The organism is Stenotrophomonas maltophilia group sp. RY12688 (assembly GCF_052149045.1).
GTDB classification, from domain to species: Bacteria; Pseudomonadota; Gammaproteobacteria; order Xanthomonadales; family Xanthomonadaceae; genus Stenotrophomonas; species Stenotrophomonas sepilia.
On record NZ_CP197389.1, the window covers coordinates 653112 to 668362 of the forward strand.

The 15251-nt window shown below is 67.1% G+C and carries 14 protein-coding genes and 1 other RNA gene; 13 read left to right on the plus strand and 2 right to left on the minus strand.

Annotated elements, in window-relative coordinates; genetic code table 11:
* Positions 1–81 precede the first annotated feature (81 nt).
* The 4 genes from rsmI to rnpB all read left to right on the plus strand — a co-directional run bounded on the left by rsmI (position 82) and on the right by rnpB (position 3294).
* Positions 82–900, plus strand: a complete 819-nt coding sequence (rsmI, locus tag ACS0OT_RS02935; RefSeq protein ID WP_065178763.1) for a 16S rRNA (cytidine(1402)-2'-O)-methyltransferase — start codon at positions 82–84, stop codon at positions 898–900.
* Between the two features lie 393 nt (positions 901–1293).
* Positions 1294–1929: a DUF6058 family natural product biosynthesis protein gene (locus ACS0OT_RS02940; RefSeq protein WP_442256030.1), complete on the plus strand. Its 636-nt coding sequence runs from the start codon at positions 1294–1296 to the stop codon at positions 1927–1929.
* 117 nt (positions 1930–2046) lie between these two features.
* Positions 2047–2862: a PDZ domain-containing protein gene (locus ACS0OT_RS02945; protein ID WP_171958411.1), complete on the plus strand. Its 816-nt coding sequence runs from the start codon at positions 2047–2049 to the stop codon at positions 2860–2862.
* An 80-nt stretch (positions 2863–2942) separates the two neighbouring features.
* Positions 2943–3294: RNase P RNA component class A (gene rnpB / locus ACS0OT_RS02950), an RNA gene on the plus strand.
* 88 nt (positions 3295–3382) lie between these two features.
* Here the strand turns inward: rnpB and ACS0OT_RS02955 are convergent.
* A complete protein-coding gene (locus ACS0OT_RS02955; RefSeq protein ID WP_139726735.1) occupies positions 3383–3862 on the minus strand; it encodes a DM13 domain-containing protein in 480 nt (159 codons plus the stop codon).
* A 354-nt stretch (positions 3863–4216) separates the two neighbouring features.
* On the minus strand, positions 4217–5005 hold the full coding sequence (locus ACS0OT_RS02960; RefSeq protein ID WP_069139503.1) for an NRDE family protein: 789 nt from the start codon (positions 5003–5005) through the stop codon (positions 4217–4219).
* A 324-nt stretch (positions 5006–5329) separates the two neighbouring features.
* Between ACS0OT_RS02960 and mraZ the strand changes: the two genes are divergently transcribed.
* From mraZ to murG, 9 genes are read left to right on the plus strand one after another with little or no spacing between them, the layout of a single operon-like run.
* Entirely contained in the window at positions 5330–5776 is a 447-nt protein-coding gene (gene mraZ, locus ACS0OT_RS02965) for a division/cell wall cluster transcriptional repressor MraZ (protein ID WP_004143635.1), read from the plus strand.
* A gap of 14 nt (positions 5777–5790) precedes the next feature.
* Positions 5791–6759, plus strand: a complete 969-nt coding sequence (gene rsmH / locus ACS0OT_RS02970; protein WP_164092974.1) for a 16S rRNA (cytosine(1402)-N(4))-methyltransferase RsmH — start codon at positions 5791–5793, stop codon at positions 6757–6759.
* Complete coding sequence (gene ftsL / locus ACS0OT_RS02975) at positions 6756–7019, plus strand: cell division protein FtsL (protein WP_005415286.1); 264 nt, start codon at positions 6756–6758, stop codon at positions 7017–7019. Before rsmH ends, ftsL begins: the two co-directional genes overlap by 4 nt.
* The gene (locus ACS0OT_RS02980; protein ID WP_005415287.1) at positions 7016–8860 is read left to right on the plus strand and encodes a peptidoglycan D,D-transpeptidase FtsI family protein; all 1845 of its coding nucleotides are present in this window, start codon (positions 7016–7018) and stop codon (positions 8858–8860) included. The genes ftsL and ACS0OT_RS02980 overlap by 4 nt, the downstream gene beginning before the upstream one ends.
* Positions 8857–10365 (plus strand): UDP-N-acetylmuramoyl-L-alanyl-D-glutamate--2,6-diaminopimelate ligase, encoded by a 1509-nt coding sequence (locus ACS0OT_RS02985; RefSeq protein WP_065178759.1) that lies wholly within the window; start codon positions 8857–8859, stop codon positions 10363–10365. Before ACS0OT_RS02980 ends, ACS0OT_RS02985 begins: the two co-directional genes overlap by 4 nt.
* Positions 10362–11756, plus strand: coding sequence for a UDP-N-acetylmuramoyl-tripeptide--D-alanyl-D-alanine ligase (locus tag ACS0OT_RS02990; RefSeq protein ID WP_065196250.1), 1395 nt, complete (start codon positions 10362–10364; stop codon positions 11754–11756). Before ACS0OT_RS02985 ends, ACS0OT_RS02990 begins: the two co-directional genes overlap by 4 nt.
* Positions 11746–12831 carry a phospho-N-acetylmuramoyl-pentapeptide-transferase gene (gene mraY / locus ACS0OT_RS02995; RefSeq protein ID WP_005415291.1) on the plus strand — a complete coding sequence of 362 codons (1086 nt, stop codon included), beginning with the start codon at positions 11746–11748 and terminating at the stop codon, positions 12829–12831. Before ACS0OT_RS02990 ends, mraY begins: the two co-directional genes overlap by 11 nt.
* Before the next feature lies 1 nt (position 12832).
* The gene (gene ftsW, locus ACS0OT_RS03000; protein ID WP_005415292.1) at positions 12833–14152 is read left to right on the plus strand and encodes a putative lipid II flippase FtsW; all 1320 of its coding nucleotides are present in this window, start codon (positions 12833–12835) and stop codon (positions 14150–14152) included.
* Positions 14149–15237 carry an undecaprenyldiphospho-muramoylpentapeptide beta-N-acetylglucosaminyltransferase gene (murG, locus tag ACS0OT_RS03005; RefSeq protein ID WP_005415293.1) on the plus strand — a complete coding sequence of 363 codons (1089 nt, stop codon included), beginning with the start codon at positions 14149–14151 and terminating at the stop codon, positions 15235–15237. The genes ftsW and murG overlap by 4 nt, the downstream gene beginning before the upstream one ends.
* Positions 15238–15251: the final 14 nt, after the last annotated feature.

Genomic DNA, 15251 nt, shown 5'->3' on the forward strand with positions numbered 1-15251 from the left:
GATCGGGTCCATGCGATGGGGGCAGCGGCCTTGGCCGGGTACACGCTACGATTCTACCCTTGCCCCGTGAGTACCGCTGAAATGAGTGTGCCAACCCTGTACGTCGTCGCCACCCCGATCGGCAACCTGGCCGATCTGAGCCCGCGCGCGCAGGAGGTGCTGCGTTCGGTGGCGGCCATCTGTGCCGAGGACACCCGCCGCAGCGGCCAGCTGCTGTCCCATTTCGGCATCCAGCAACCGCTGGTGGCCCTGCACGAACACAATGAAGAGGCCCTGGCGCAGCGCCTGGTTTCGCGATTGCAGGCCGGCGAGTCGCTGGCGCTGGTCAGCGATGCCGGTACCCCGCTGGTCAGTGACCCCGGTTTCCGCCTGGTGCGTGCCGCGCGCGCGGCGGGTATCAAGGTCAGCCCGGTGCCCGGTGCCTGCGCCGCCATCGCCGCGCTGAGCGTGGCCGGCCTGCCCAGCGACCGTTTCAGCTTCGAGGGTTTCCTGCCGGCCAAGGCCAGCGGCCGCCGCGACCGCCTGCAGGCGCTGGCCGGCGAAGTGCGCACGATGGTGTTCTACGAATCCTCGCACCGTATCGCCGAGTCGCTGGCCGACATGGCGGCGATCTTCGGCGGCGAGCGCCCGGCGGTGCTGGCCCGCGAGCTGACCAAGCTGTTCGAGACCGTGCTTGATGGCGACCTGGCGGGGCTGCTGGCCCAAGTCGAGGCCGACGACAACCAGCGCAAGGGCGAGTTCGTGGTGATGGTGCAGGGTGCCGGTGACGACGAGGAAGCGCAGCTGGCGCATGGTCGCCGCGTCTACGCGAAGCTGAGCGAGCACCTGCCGCCGTCGACCGCCGCCAAGCTGGCCGCGGAACTGACCGGTGCGCCGCGCAAGGCGCTGTACGGCAGTTGATCGCTCGCTCCGGGCCATGTCGGGGCAGCGCGCGGCGCGAAATGCGAAACGGTTCGGAACCGCCGGAGGGACGCCAACCTCTGCCGCGTGAACGTGCTCACGTGCGCGGCTGAGGGACGAATCCGGGGACAGGCGATGTCGTGATGAGCAGCAATGACCGACCCACTGATGATCGTACGAAGCCAGCAGCCTTGGGTATTGCGGGACGTCCTGCAGAGCGACATTGAGATCAGTCGAGCCCGTGCGGATACTCCCGATACGGAAGCGTGTCCGTAGTGTGACTCCATTTCCGAGGCCTCTGAGGCGTGAGGACCGGTGCTCGGGATGTCTGTCCTGGACGAAGACGCCCCTGCACACGCCTCTTCATCCCCCACTTGGGAGTAATTGTTCGAGATGGCATTGACAGCCTACCTTCAAGCTCATTTCCTGCCAAAGGATGCGTTCGCCGCATTCTGCAATGTGTCAGAAGAAAGACTCAGTCGCCTGATTGCAGTGGGCGCGGTGCCGCAGCCCACCTACACCTGCGAGGGTGGCGCCATCCGATCTGCAGTGTTCGGCTCCATTCCCATCAGCGAAGACCTTGTGGGGGAGTACTTCCGTACCGATTGCGCACGCTGGATACGCATTGCCGATCATGCACCACCGGGCAGTGAGCGGGCGGCTGTGGTCGACGTTCTGCTGCAGGAGCTCGAGGGCTACATGTCAGCCGTGCTTGGGGATGCCAACGCTGCGCACGACAAGGCGCAACTGCTGCTCCCGCACTTCTTCAACGGGACCTTCGGTCTGTGTATCGCAGATCCGTCCACCGGCGCCGGCATCGCAAGAAAGGAGCTGCTCCAGGAACAACTGGTCGCACTCGCCAGTGACACCCACACTCCTCTCGACGCGCGTGTCGACAGGCAGGCGCTGCTGGCACTGATCGACGATTATGCGCGTGCGTCGATGCCGTTCTCGCCGGCCGAGTATGACCGTAGCAGCAGAAAGCGATGGGTCGACGATCTTCGCCGGGAGCTGGACGAAAAGTCCTGAAAAGCGTGCAGGCTGCATGGGTCATTCACAGCCTGGGACGCTGGAATGCGAATGAGCGGCGGAATTCTGGGGGTGAAGGAATGAAGCTCTCAAATTTACTTGAGGGAGGGAAGACAGATGCTGGAAAAGGGACTGTTCCTGCTGTTCGCTCTGGCCGACGTGCCAGCTCCTGCAGCTGAAGGGCCGCCACCTGCGGCCATTACCGAAGCCGATCTGGGCCCGGACTATGTTGGCTACCTGCTGTTCGATCCGGGGTTGGTCGAATTCAATCGGCTGCAGTCGGTCCGCGATTACAGCAATTACCTGACCTATCGCGCGGCACGTGACGCGTTGGAGAACTACGAGGGATGTCTGCAGGTGGGGGCCGGCAACCACGCACAGATCGAGGCGGCCTACCAGCAATTGGTGAACAGCCAGCAGCGGTACGTCAGCGCGGCGCAATGGCGCGACCTGCGGCAGGCCCTGCGTGCGGGGCGCGAGCCGGTACCCGAGCGCGCGTCGTGGCAATGCGCCGCATTCGTGGACAACGCGCCGTATTTCGATGCGGGGTTGGACGATGCACTGCTGGGCGCCACCGAATTGGCGCGCGAACAGGCTGGGGAAGGGGATTCGCGTAGCGATGCGCTGCGCCCGGTCCTCGGCGTTCAAATGGGGGGCGCGACCGTGATCGAATCCGAGCCTGACGAAGGTCCGGCCCATCGCGCCGGCCTGCGCAAGGGGGATGAGGTGCTGGCCGTGGCAGGTACCCGAGTGAAGACCGTCTTCGGTATCGGCCAAGCGTTGAAAGCCCACGCGCCGGGCGATCGCGTGGACGTGCGCGTCCGCCGCATTGAATGGGACGGTTCGCAACCGCAGGTGCGGGAATTGATCGTCGGGGTGGTGCTGGAGTCGCGGGCGGCGGTGATGGCGAGGGCGAAGGCGAAGGGCCGCTAGAGCCACGCCACGCGTGGATGAACCGGACGCCGCGATCGGCACGGCAGGAAAGGCGTGCGTACGCTAGAATGCGCGCTGGCGGAGTCGGCCAGACAGTCGCGTCATCCCTTCGGGGGTGCCGAGGAAAGTCCGGGCTCCACAGGGCAAGGTGCCAGGTAACGCCTGGGCGGCGCAAGCCGACGGAAAGTGCAACAGAAAGATACCGCCTACGTCTTCTTCGGAAGGCCGGTAAGGGTGAAATGGTGCGGTAAGAGCGCACCGCGAGTCTGGCAACAGACCGGCACGGCAAACCCCACCTGGAGCAAGACCAAATAGGGATCCTTTGGCGCGGCCCGCGTTGGATCCGGGTAGGTTGCTTGAGCGTTGCGGTGACGTAACGCCTAGAGGAATGACTGTCCACGACAGAACCCGGCTTATCGGCCGGCTCCGCCTCTTTCTTCTTCCACGCATGGCGTGGATCTACCGTGATTCCGGGGTCGGATCCCTTTCCAGAGGAAAGGGATCCGACCCCATGCCCTGATCAGCCCGGCGTACGGTACTGCCCGGCGGAGATGAACTGCGAGAAGCGCTCGCACCACACCACCACGGTGGTGTAGTCGTCCACGTCCACGTTCGCGGGGACGTCCACCAGGAAGCGGTTGAAGGTCTTCACCTCACCGATGCGCTGGGCCTGCGCCTTGATCTTCAGGAAGTCGGCCTTGTTGTCGACGAAATCACGGACCAGATAGACCTTGTAATCCGGGCCCGGTCCCATCTTCCCGTCGAAGGCGACCTGGGTGGCACTGACGCTGACCTTGCCTTCGGCCCAGTGCACCGCATCGCTGCCTTTGAGGTCGCGGCGGAAGGTGGTGCGGTAGGTGGCGTCTTTCATCGCGGCCTGTACCTGGGCGGCCGGCGGGTCATCGGGGGCGATCAGGATCGGCAGCAGATAGACGCCCAGGCCGAAGCCCAGGCCGAGGGTGAGCAGGTGGGTGGCGAGCAGGATGAGGATGCGGCGCATGGGGCCTCCTTGTGGTTGCGGTCGATCGCGCGGCGTGATGCCGGGCGCGACCACCCTGGGAGGTCAGGGGCGACATTTATAGACACAGTGCCGATTGCGAAAAGGGCACAGTCGGGTGGCGGCGATGCTGAAACCCCTGGGGTGCGGGCGGATCGTGGTCGCGGCTGGAAGCTGAATGACGTTTCAGGCCCGCTGCGATGGCGACGGCCGCCACGTGGATCGCGACAGCAAGCTGCGGGTAGTGCCGGCCGCTGGCCGGCTGCTTCATGGCGAATCCGAGCATCCAAAGGCTGCCGGCCAGCGGCCGGCACTACCCACGCCAAGAGCATCCGGCCAAGGGCCGTCTTGATCGGGTCAGAAAATGACGTGGCTTTGTCCGCTCGGTGCACCCTGCGGGCCGAAGCGGCGTTCGTGGATCTCGCCGTGGCCGTCGGCGTCGATCAGCAGTACGGTGCTGGCGCGGGTGCCGTAGTCGTCGCCGCGGATGAAGGCCGGGCTCAACCAGCGCTCGCGTTCCAGGCCGATGCCGGTGTCGGGCAGGTCGCTGTCGGCGGGGCGGTGTTCATCGGCCAAGGCATTCCAGAGCGGGGTCAGGTCCGGGGTCAGATCCCTTTCGCGTTGCGAAAGGGATCTGACCCCGTCTGCTTCCAGCCATGCCGACAGCGCGGCCATCAGCCGTCGGGTCTTCGGCCAGGGCGCGTCCAGCGCGCCGTTGGACATGCCGTGGACGCCCGGGCCAAGCGTCTGCCGTTCGGCGGGATGGTTGCCCAGGTACTCCAGGCTGTCGCCATCGGCCAGCAACAGATTGAATGGGGCGTAGGCACCCGCCACGGTTGCCAACCGCTCGATATGCACGGCGGCCGGGTCGCGGCCGCGCAGGAAGTCGGCCACCAGCGCGCCCCGCGACGGTCCGGTCTGGGCCGCCAGCGGGTCGCGGACGTTGGTGACCACCGCCATCCGGCCCGAGGCGCCGACCCCGGCCCAGCCACCGCCGGAGCGCAGGTCGCGTCCCCCGATGACGGAGGTCTCATCCTGCCAGGGGGCCAGCGCCGCGGTGGGGCGGGCGTGGAACTCATCACGGTTGCCGGTCATCACCAGCCGCCAGCGCGGGTGGTGCATCCAGCCAAGAGCGAGCAGGCACATGGCCTCATTGTGCACCGTTTGCGCAGTCCGGCGCCGTTTCCGGCCCGGCTCGGATGAATGCGCGGCCGATGTTTCACGCCCCGTCCACGCCCCTGAACTTCCGTTCAATCTCAAAAATTGAGACGGATCAGCAACTTGTGGATAAGCCTTGAACAATTCTCTAAAGGTTGTTGCAAGCCATTGATGCGGCTGGCGATTTCCCTGCTGAAAAGTTGTTGACAACCCTCGGCCCGCTGCTAAGGTGGGCATCAGAGGGAAATCCGGGTGTTTTGTGGGTTTTCGTGGTTCAATGTTTCACCGGGCGAAGGACAAGGTGCAGGCGTCGTGTTCCAGGGCGAGACGGCCATCACAGTTGACGACAAGGGGCGCATGGCGGTTCCCACCGCTTACCGCGACCTCGTCGCGCGCGCCAGTAACAACCGTCTCGTGCTGACCTACAACCCGTTCGAAGCCGGCTGCCTGTGGCTGTACGCAGAGTCGGAATGGGAACGGGTCCGCGACGATGTGATGTCCAAGCCCAACACCCAGCGCGTCGTGCGCCTGTTGCAGCAGAAGCTGGTCGGCTCGGCCGCCCATCTGGAACTGGACGGCAACGGTCGCATCAGCATCCCCGCCAGCCACCGCGGTGCGGTGGGCATTGAGAAGAAGGCGGTATTGCTCGGCATGGGCGACAAGTTCGAATTGTGGAGCGAGCAGGCGCATCGGGCCCTGATCCAGCAGACGTTGTCTGACGAGGATCTGGGTGATGGGTTGCTCGACCTGAAGTTGTGAGCCGGGGTGCCCGGATGCGCCCAGAAGCGCAGACCGGTCACCTTCCGGTGTCGCAGTCGCCGGCGGTGCACCTGCCGGTCCTGTACACCCAGGTCCTTGAAGGCCTGAGGGTGATCGAAAACGGACGTTATCTGGATGGCACGTTCGGTCGTGGCGGTCATGCACGTGGCGTGCTTACCCAGCTCGGTCCCGAGGGGCGCCTGCTGGTCATGGACAAGGATCCGGAAGCCATCGCCGTTGCCGAGCGCGATTTCGCGCCGGATCCGCGCGTGTCCATCTTCCGTGGCAGCTTCGCCCAGCTGCTGCAGTGGGATGCCACGGCCGAAGGCCTGGACGGCGTGCTGTTCGACCTGGGCGTGTCGTCGCCGCAGCTGGATGTGGCCGAACGTGGCTTCAGCTTCGGCAAGGACGGCCCGCTGGACATGCGCATGGACCCGGACAGCGGTGAAAGCGCCGCGCAGTGGATCAACCGCGTGGAAGAGCGCGAGATCGCCGATGTGCTGTGGACCTACGGCGAAGAGCGCCAGAGCCGGCGCATCGCCCGCGCCATCGTGGCCCGCCGCGAGAAGCAGCCGTTCTCCCGCACCGCCGAACTGGCCGAGCTGATCGCCTCGGTGATGCCGCGTGGAAAGGACAAGATCCATCCCGCCACGCGCAGCTTCCAGGCCATCCGCATCCACATCAACCGCGAGCTGGCAGACCTGGAAGCGGGGCTCGATGCGGCGGTAGAACGGCTCAAGCCCGGTGGCCGTCTGACGGTGATCAGCTTCCACTCGCTGGAAGACCGCATCGTCAAGCAGTACATGAACCGCCTGGCCAAGGCGCCGCCGGCCAACCGCCGCCTGCCCGAGGCCGTTGCGTTCGTGCCGACGCTGGACCTGATCGGTGGGGCCATCAAGGCCACCGACGAAGAGCTGGCCGCCAACCCGCGCGCCCGCAGCGCCGTGCTGCGCGTGGCCCAGAAGCGGGAGGCTGACGCATGAGCCGGCTGCTGCTGATCATCCTGTTGGCCTGCACCGTGGCCTCGGCGATCGGCGTCGTGTTCGTGCGTCACCGTCATCGGCAGACGTTCATCGAGCTGTCGCGCGCCGAGCGCAAGCGCGATGACATCAACCTGGAATTCGGCCGTCTGCAGCTGGAGCAGGCCACGCTGGCCGAAGCCAACCGTGTCGATCGCATCGCCCGCGAAAAGCTCGGCATGAAGTTCCCCGAGGCCGCCGACATCGTGGTGGTGCGCCCATGAGCAAGGCCGGTCGCAACCGTCCACGCAATGCCTTCAACCTGCGCCAGCGCCTGCGCTGGGTGGCGTTGGCGCTTGGCCTGTGCTCGGTGTCGCTGGTCGGTCGCGCGGCCTACGTGCAGATCATCAACAGCGACTTCTACCAGCGCCAGGGTGAGGCCCGCTACCTGCGCGAGCTGCCGATCAAGACCTCGCGCGGCATGATCACCGACCGCAACGGCGAGCCGCTGGCGGTGTCCACGCCGGTTGCCTCGATCTGGGTCAACCCGCAGGACCTGCTGCGTTCGCCCGAACGCATCCCCGAGCTGGCCCAGGCGGTCGGCATGTCGGTGGATGAGCTGAGCAGCCGCCTGTCGCAGAAGTCGGACAAGGAATTCATGTATCTGCGTCGCCGGATCAATCCGGACGAGGCAGAGAAGGTGGTCGCGCTGAAGATTCCGGGCGTGGCGGCTCAGCGCGAGTTCCGCCGCTTCTACCCGCAGGGTGAGGCGATGGCGCACGTGCTGGGCTTCACCAACATCGATGATCGCGGCCAGGAAGGCCTGGAACTGGCCTTCGACGAATGGCTGCGCGGCAAGCCCGGTGCGAAGCGGGTGATCCGCAACCGCAAGGGGGAAACCGTCGAAAGCGATCTGCTGCGTGCCGCTGAGCCGGGCAAGGACCTGACCCTCAGCATCGACCGCCGCATCCAGTACCTGGCGTTCAAGGAACTGCGCAACGCGCTGGTGGCCAACAAGGCGGCCGGCGGCTCGATGGTGATCATGGACGTGACCACCGGCGAGATCCTGGCCATGGTCAACCTGCCGACCTACAACCCGAATTCGTTGACCGGCGCGATCCCTGATACGCGCCGCAACCGTGCGGTGACCGACCTGGTCGAGCCGGGTTCGACGATGAAGCCGCTGACCATCGCCACCGCGCTGCAGGCCGGTGCGGTGACCAAGGACACCATCATCGACACCAACCCGGGCTACATGACGCTGGGTCGCTTCACCATCCGCGACGTGCCACGCAACAACGGCGTGCTGAACGTGACCGGCGTGATCACCCGCAGTTCGAACGTGGGTGCAGCCAAGGTTGCGGCGAAGATGCCGGACCAGACCTTCTATGACGGCGTGCGCCGCTTCGGCTATGGCTCGGCGCCGCACAGCGGTTTCCCCGGTGAATCGGCTGGTGTGGTGATGCGTCCGGCGCGCTGGTCGGGGACCACCAAGACCACCATGTCCTACGGCTACGGCCTGTCGGTCACGCCACTGCAGATTGCCACCGCCTACTCGGCGCTGGCCAACGGCGGGCGCCTGATCGCGCCGACCTTCGTCAAGGGCCAGCGCAACGAAGGCCAGCAGATCATCGACGAGAACGTCGCCAGGCAGGTGGTGGCGATGATGGAAACGGTGGTCACCCAGGGCGGCGCCAAGCAGGCGGCGGTGCTGGGCTACCGCGTGGCCGGCAAGACCGGCACTGCACGCAAGGCTGGCCCGGGCGGTTACGAGCGCGGGCATTACAACGCGCTGTTCGCCGGCGTGGTGCCGGCCACCAACCCGCGCTTCGCCACCGTCATCGTCATCAACGATCCGCAGGCCGGCAAGTTCTACGGCGGCCTGGTGTCGGCGCCGGTCTATCACAACGTGATGGAAGGCACCCTGCGCCTGATGGACGTGCCGCTGGATGACCTGCAGTCGTGGCTGGCCGCACAGCAGTCGGGCAAGGTCGGCCATTCGGCCTCGATCCTGCCCGCACCGCCGGCCGAGACCGCGCTGCCGGTCGATGCCGCCGCTGAATTCGATGCTGCGCTGCCGAGCGCGCAAGCCCAGACGCCGCCCGTTACGGGAGGCACGCAATGAGTCCTTCGATGTTGCTTTCGCAGTTGCTTCCGGACGTGGCCCTGGCGGGCCATGATCCCGTTCTGACCGGCCTGGTGCTGGACAGCCGCGCCGTGCGCCCCGGCAATGCCTTCGTCGCGATCGCCGGCTTCGGCGCGCATGGCCTGGGCTTTGTCGAGCAGGCCCGTGCGGCCGGTGCCAGCGTCATCCTGTTCGAGCCACCGGCACCGGCCGAGCTGCCGGCGCCGGCCGATGCGATCGCCGTGCCGGGCCTGCGGGCGCGCATGGGGGCGATGGCCGACCAGTTCCATGGCGCGCCGTCGCGGGCGATGGCGATGGTTGGCGTGACCGGTACCAACGGCAAGACCTCCACCGTGCAGCTGCTGGCCCAGGCCTGGCACCTGCTCGGAACGCCCAGTGGCAGTATCGGCACGTTGGGCGCCGGACTTTATGGTGCGGTCGAGCCGACTGGTTTCACCACGCCGCTGGTGCTGCAGATGCATGCGCTGCTGGCACAGCTGCGCGACGCCGGTGCGCGCGCGGTGGCGATGGAAGTCAGCTCGCACGCGCTGGACCAGGGCCGCGTGGATGCCGTGCACTACGACGTGGCGGTGTTCACCAACCTCACCCGCGATCATCTGGACTACCACGGTGACATGGCCAGCTACGGCGCGGCCAAGGCGCGGCTGTTCCATCGCCCGGGCCTGAAGGCGGCGGTGGTCAACCTGGACGACGCCTTCGGTCGCCAGCTGTTCGCTGGCCTGCCTGCTGGCGTGCAACCGATCGGCCTGAGCTCGCGCGCTGCCGCTGACGCCAGCGTGCGCGCCGAGGCGCTGCAACTGGATGGACGCGGCATTGCCTTCGAGCTGGTCATCGACGGCCAGCGTGCTGCGGTGCAGTCGCCGCTGCTGGGCCGCTTCAACGTGGACAACCTGCTGGCCGTGGCCGGTACTCTGCATGCGCAGGGCCAGCCGCTGCCGCGCATCGCCGAAGTGCTGTCGGCGCTGCAGCCGATCCGTGGCCGCATGAACCGCCTGGGTGGTGAAGACGGTCTGCCGACAGTGGTGGTCGATTACGCCCATACCCCGGACGCGCTGGAGCAGGCGCTGGACAGCCTGCACGGCCATCTGCAGGGCACGCTGTTCTGCGTGTTCGGTTGCGGTGGCGAGCGCGATACCGGCAAGCGTCCGCAGATGGCGGCGATTGCCGAGCGCCTGGCCAACCAGGTCATCGTCACCGACGACAACCCGCGCGGCGAGGATGGCGACGTGATCGTGGCCGACATTCTGGCCGGCTTCCAGCACGCCGATGCCGTGACCGTGCAGCGCAACCGCGCGCGTGCGATCGGCCTGGCGGTGAAGCGTGCCGGTGCCGGCGACATCATCCTGATTGCCGGCAAGGGCCATGAGCCGTACCAGGAAGTGAATGGCGTGCGCCATGACTTCGACGACACCGAAGTGGCTGCGGCTGCACTGGCGGCCAAGGCCGGTGTTCTGCAGGCAAAGGCCGGGGAGGGCGCCGCATGAAGCGCACTCTGCTTTCGCTGATCGCACACTGGGCCGGCGGCGATATCCATGGCGACGACGTGGCCATCGATGCAGTCAGCAATGACACCCGTAGCCTGGGCCCGGGCAGCCTGTATGTGGCGCTGCGCGGCGAGCGTTTCGACGGCCATGACTTCGCTGCCGACGCGCAGGCGCGCGGTGCCAGTGCGCTGCTGGTCGAGCGGCTGCTGCCGATCGAGCTGCCGCAGGTACTGGTGGCCGACAGCGAGCTGGCACTGGCGAAGATCGCCACCGGCATGCAGCGTGACCGTGGCACCGAGGTGTTCGCGATCACCGGCAGCAATGGCAAGACCAGCGTGAAGAGCCTGCTGCTGTCGATCCTGCAGCAGGTGGCCCAGCACGCGCACAAGGTGGTCTACGCCAACCCGGGTAACCGCAACAACGAGATCGGCCTGCCGCTGGCGGTGATCGACGCGCCGGAAGATGCCGACTACGCCGTCTACGAGATGGGCGCTGGCAAGCCTGGCGATATCGCCTACCTGACCGACATCGCCCGCCCGCGCTATGCGCTGGTCAACAACATCGCCCCCGCCCACCTGGAGCGGATGGGCAGCCTGCTCGGGGTGGCGGTGACCAAGGGCGCGATCTATGCCGCGCTGCCGGCCGATGGCGTGGCGGTGATCAACGCCGACGATGCCTACGGCCGCTGGTTCGAGCAGCACTTCGTCGGTCGCCCGCAGCGTTGCCGCGTGCTGCGCTATGGGCTGGAACACTCGGCGGACGTGACCGCGCGCGACATCCGCGCCGGTGCACAGGGCAGCCAGTTCACCCTGGTCGCCCCGACCGGCGAAGCCCGCGTGGTGCTGGGCCTGCCGGGTCGCCACAACGTCAGCAATGCGCTGGCCGCCGCCAGCCTGGCGCTGGCGGCCGGTGTCGATCTGGCGCTGATTGCGGCCGGTCTGGCCGAGGCGCAGCCGGTACCGGGCCGCCAGATTGCCCATCAGCTGCGCAACGGCGCGGTGCTGGTGGACGACAGCTACAACGCCAATCCCGGCTCGCTGGCTGCGGCCATCGATGCCCTGGCCGCTGCCCCGGAAGAGGGCTGGCTGGTGCTGGGTGACATGCGCGAGCTGGGCCCGGACGCCGAGGCGCTGCATGCGCAGGCCGGCATCCGCGCACGCGCCGCCGGCCTGAAGCGCCTGTACGCGCTGGGCCCGCTCAGTGCCGCCGCCGCCACCGCCTTCGGCGACGGCGGCCGTCATTTCGCCACCCACGACGCGCTGTCGCAGGCGCTGAAGGACGAGCTGCACGCCGGCGTGCGCTGCCTGGTCAAGGGTTCCCGTGGCAGCGCCATGGACACGATTGTCAAAGCGCTGCTGGCGCAAGGAGAGGAATCCCCGCATGTTGTATGAACTGGCTCGATGGTTGCAGCAGTTGGAGAGCCTGTTCGGGCTGTTCAACTACCAGACGTTCCGCGCCATCCTTGCCGCGCTGACGGCCCTGTTCCTGTCGCTGTGGCTTGGCCCGGCGATGATCCGCAAGCTCGCCCAGTTCAAGGGCGGCCAGCCGATCCGCCAGGACGGCCCGCAGACCCATTTCTCCAAGGCCGGCACGCCGACCATGGGCGGTTCGCTGATCCTGCTCACCATCACCCTGTCGGTGCTGATGTGGGCCGACCTGCGCAACCGCTACGTGTGGCTGGTGCTGGCGGTGATGCTGTGCTTCGGCGCCATCGGCTGGTATGACGACTGGATCAAGATCGTCCGCCGTGACCCGAACGGCCTGAAGTCGCGCTGGAAGTACCTGCTGCAGTCGATCTTCGGCCTGGCCGCGGGCCTGTTCCTGTTCTACACGGCCGACGTGCCGGCAGCGCTGACCTTCTACATCCCGATGTTCAAGTCGGTCGCGCTGCCGCTGGCCGGCATCGGCTTCGTGGCCATCGCCTACTTCTGGATCGTCGGCTTCTCCAACGCGGTGAACCTGACCGACGGCCTGGACGGCCTGGCAATCATGCCGACCGTGCTGGTGGCCTGCGCGCTGGGCGTGTTCGCCTATGCCTCGGGCAACGTGGTGTTCGCCAACTACCTGCAGATCCCGCAGATCCCGGGCGCCGGCGAGCTGGTGATCATCTGCGCGGCCATCGCCGGAGCGGGCCTGGGCTTCCTGTGGTTCAACACCTATCCGGCCATGGTCTTCATGGGCGACATCGGCGCGCTGGCGCTGGGTGCGGTGCTGGGCACCATCGCGGTGATCACCCGCCAGGAACTGGTGCTGGTGATCATGGGCGGCGTGTTCGTCATCGAAACCCTGTCGGTGATGATCCAGGTCGCCTCGTTCAAGCTGACCGGCAAGCGCGTGTTCCGCATGGCGCCGATCCACCACCATTTCGAACTGAAGGGCTGGCCGGAGCCGCGCGTGATCGTGCGCTTCTGGATCATCTCCGTCGTGCTCGTGCTGATCGGCCTGGCCACGTTGAAGGTGCGCTGAGATGAACGACCTGTCCCGCCAGGCAACACGCCTTGAAGCCATCGAAGGCAGCTACGACAAGTGGCTGCTGGGCGCGATCATCGCGCTCACCGGCGTGGGCGTGGTGATGGTGGCGTCCAGCTCGATCGCCTTGATGAGCAGCCCGTTCTACTACCTCAACCGCCACCTGATCTTCCTGGCGGTGGGTATCGTGCTGGCGGTCATCGCCGCCCGCACCGAGCTGAAGTCCATCGAGCAGTACAACCAGATGCTGCTGCTGGGCTGCTTCGTGCTGCTGCTGGCGGTGTTCGCGCCGGGCCTGGGCAGCACGGTCAACGGCGCACGCCGCTGGATCAACCTGGGCATCTCCAAGTTCCAGACGGTCGAGGCGGTGAAGGTGCTGTACATCGTCTGGCTGTCCAGCTACCTGGTGCGCTTCCGCGACGAGGTCAATGCGACCTGGCCGGCGATGCTCAAGCCGCTGGGCGTGGCCGGTGCGCTGGTGGTGCTGCTGCTGCTGCAGCCGGACTTTGGTTCTTCGACCCTGCTGCTGGCGATCACCGCCGGCATGCTGGTGCTGGGCGGGGTGAACATGCCGCGCATGTCGATGCCGGTGGTCATCGGCCTGGTCGGCATGAGCGCGCTGGCGATCATCGAGCCGTACCGCATGCGCCGCATCACCTCGTTCCTGGACCCGTGGGCCGACCAGCAGGGCGACGGCTACCAGCTGTCCAACGCGCTGATGGCGGTGGGCCGTGGCGAGTGGACCGGCGTCGGCCTGGGCAATTCGGTGCAGAAGCTCTACTACCTGCCGGAAGCGCATACCGACTTCATCTTCTCGGTCACCGCTGAGGAATTCGGTTTCCTGGGTACCTGCGTGATCGTGGCGCTGTACGCGCTGCTGGTCGGCCGTACCTTCTGGCTGGGCATGCGCTGCGTGGAAATGAAGCGCCACTTCTCCGGCTACATCGCCTTCGGCATCGGCCTGTGGATCAGCATGCAGACCTTCGTTTCGATCGGCGTGAACCTGGGTATCCTGCCGACCAAGGGCCTGACTCTGCCGCTGATCTCCTCCGGCGGCTCGTCGGTGCTGATGACCTGCGTGGCGATGGGCCTGCTGCTGCGCGTGTCCTATGAGCTCAAGCGCGCCGAGCGTCGCCAGGCCGTGCGCATCGGTGGCGCCGAAGAAACGGCTGCCGAGCCGATGGACGCCGCCGCCACGCCGGTGGCCGCCAGCGTGCCGGCGAGCGCCGAGCCGACGGCTGCCGCTGCGGCGAACGCAGCGCGCGGCACCAGCCGCCTGCAGTCGCGCATCGAACCGACCTTCGGGAGGCTGTCATGAGTGCAGCCAACGAGAAGGTGCGCCCGGTGATGATCCTGGCCGGTGGTACCGGCGGTCACATCTTCCCCGGCCTGGCCGTGGCCCGCGTGCTGCGCGAGCGTGGCGTGCCGGTCACCTGGATGGGCGCCGAAGGCGCGATGGAAACCCGCCTGGTGCCGCAGCACGACATCGCCATCGACACGCTGGCGATCACCGGCCTGCGCGGCAAGGGCAAGCTGGCGCTGCTGGCGGCGCCATGGCGGCTGATGCGCGCGCTGCGCGCGGCCGGCATGATCATCCGCAAGCGCCAGCCGCGTGCGGTGGTGGCCTTCGGTGGCTTCGCCTCCGGCCCGGGTGGCATGGCCACGCGCCTGCATGGCCTGCCGCTGATCGTGCATGAGCAGAACCGTGCACCGGGCCTGACCAACCGCATCCTGTCGCGCTATGCGCGCCGGCTGCTGACCGGCTTCCCGGGCACCTTCGCCCAGCGCGAGGAGTTCGTCGGCAACCCGGTGCGTGCGGAGATCGCCGCCATCGCTCCGCCGGAACAGCGCTTCGCCGACCGCAACGGCCCGCTGCGCGTGCTGGTGGTGGGCGGCAGCCAGGGTGCGCGCGCACTCAATGCCGGCGTGCCGCAGGCGATTGCCGCGCTGGGTGCCGGCGTGCCGGTCCAGGTGCGCCACCAGAGCGGCGAGAAAATGCATGCCGAGGCGGTCGAGGCGTATGCCAAGGCCGGCGTGCAGGCTGAAATCACCCCGTTCATCGCGGACATGGCCGAGGCCTTCGCCTGGGCCGATCTGGTCGTGTGCCGCTCCGGTGCGTCGACCCTGGCCGAGCTGTGCGCGGCCGGCGTCGGCAGCGTGCTGGTGCCATTCCCTGCTGCCGTCGACGATCACCAGACCCGCAATGCGGAGTACCTGGTCGAGCGCGGCGCGGCGGTGTTGCTGAAGCAGGACGGAACGCTGGCCGACGGCATTGCCGCACTGCTGCGCGATCTGTCCGAAAATCCCGCCCGCCGCATGCAGATGGCGCAAGCCGCGCGTGCCCTGGCCAAGGTCGATGCCGCCGAGCGCATCGCCGATATCATTCTCGAGGAAGCTGTATGAAGAAGGCATGCCAC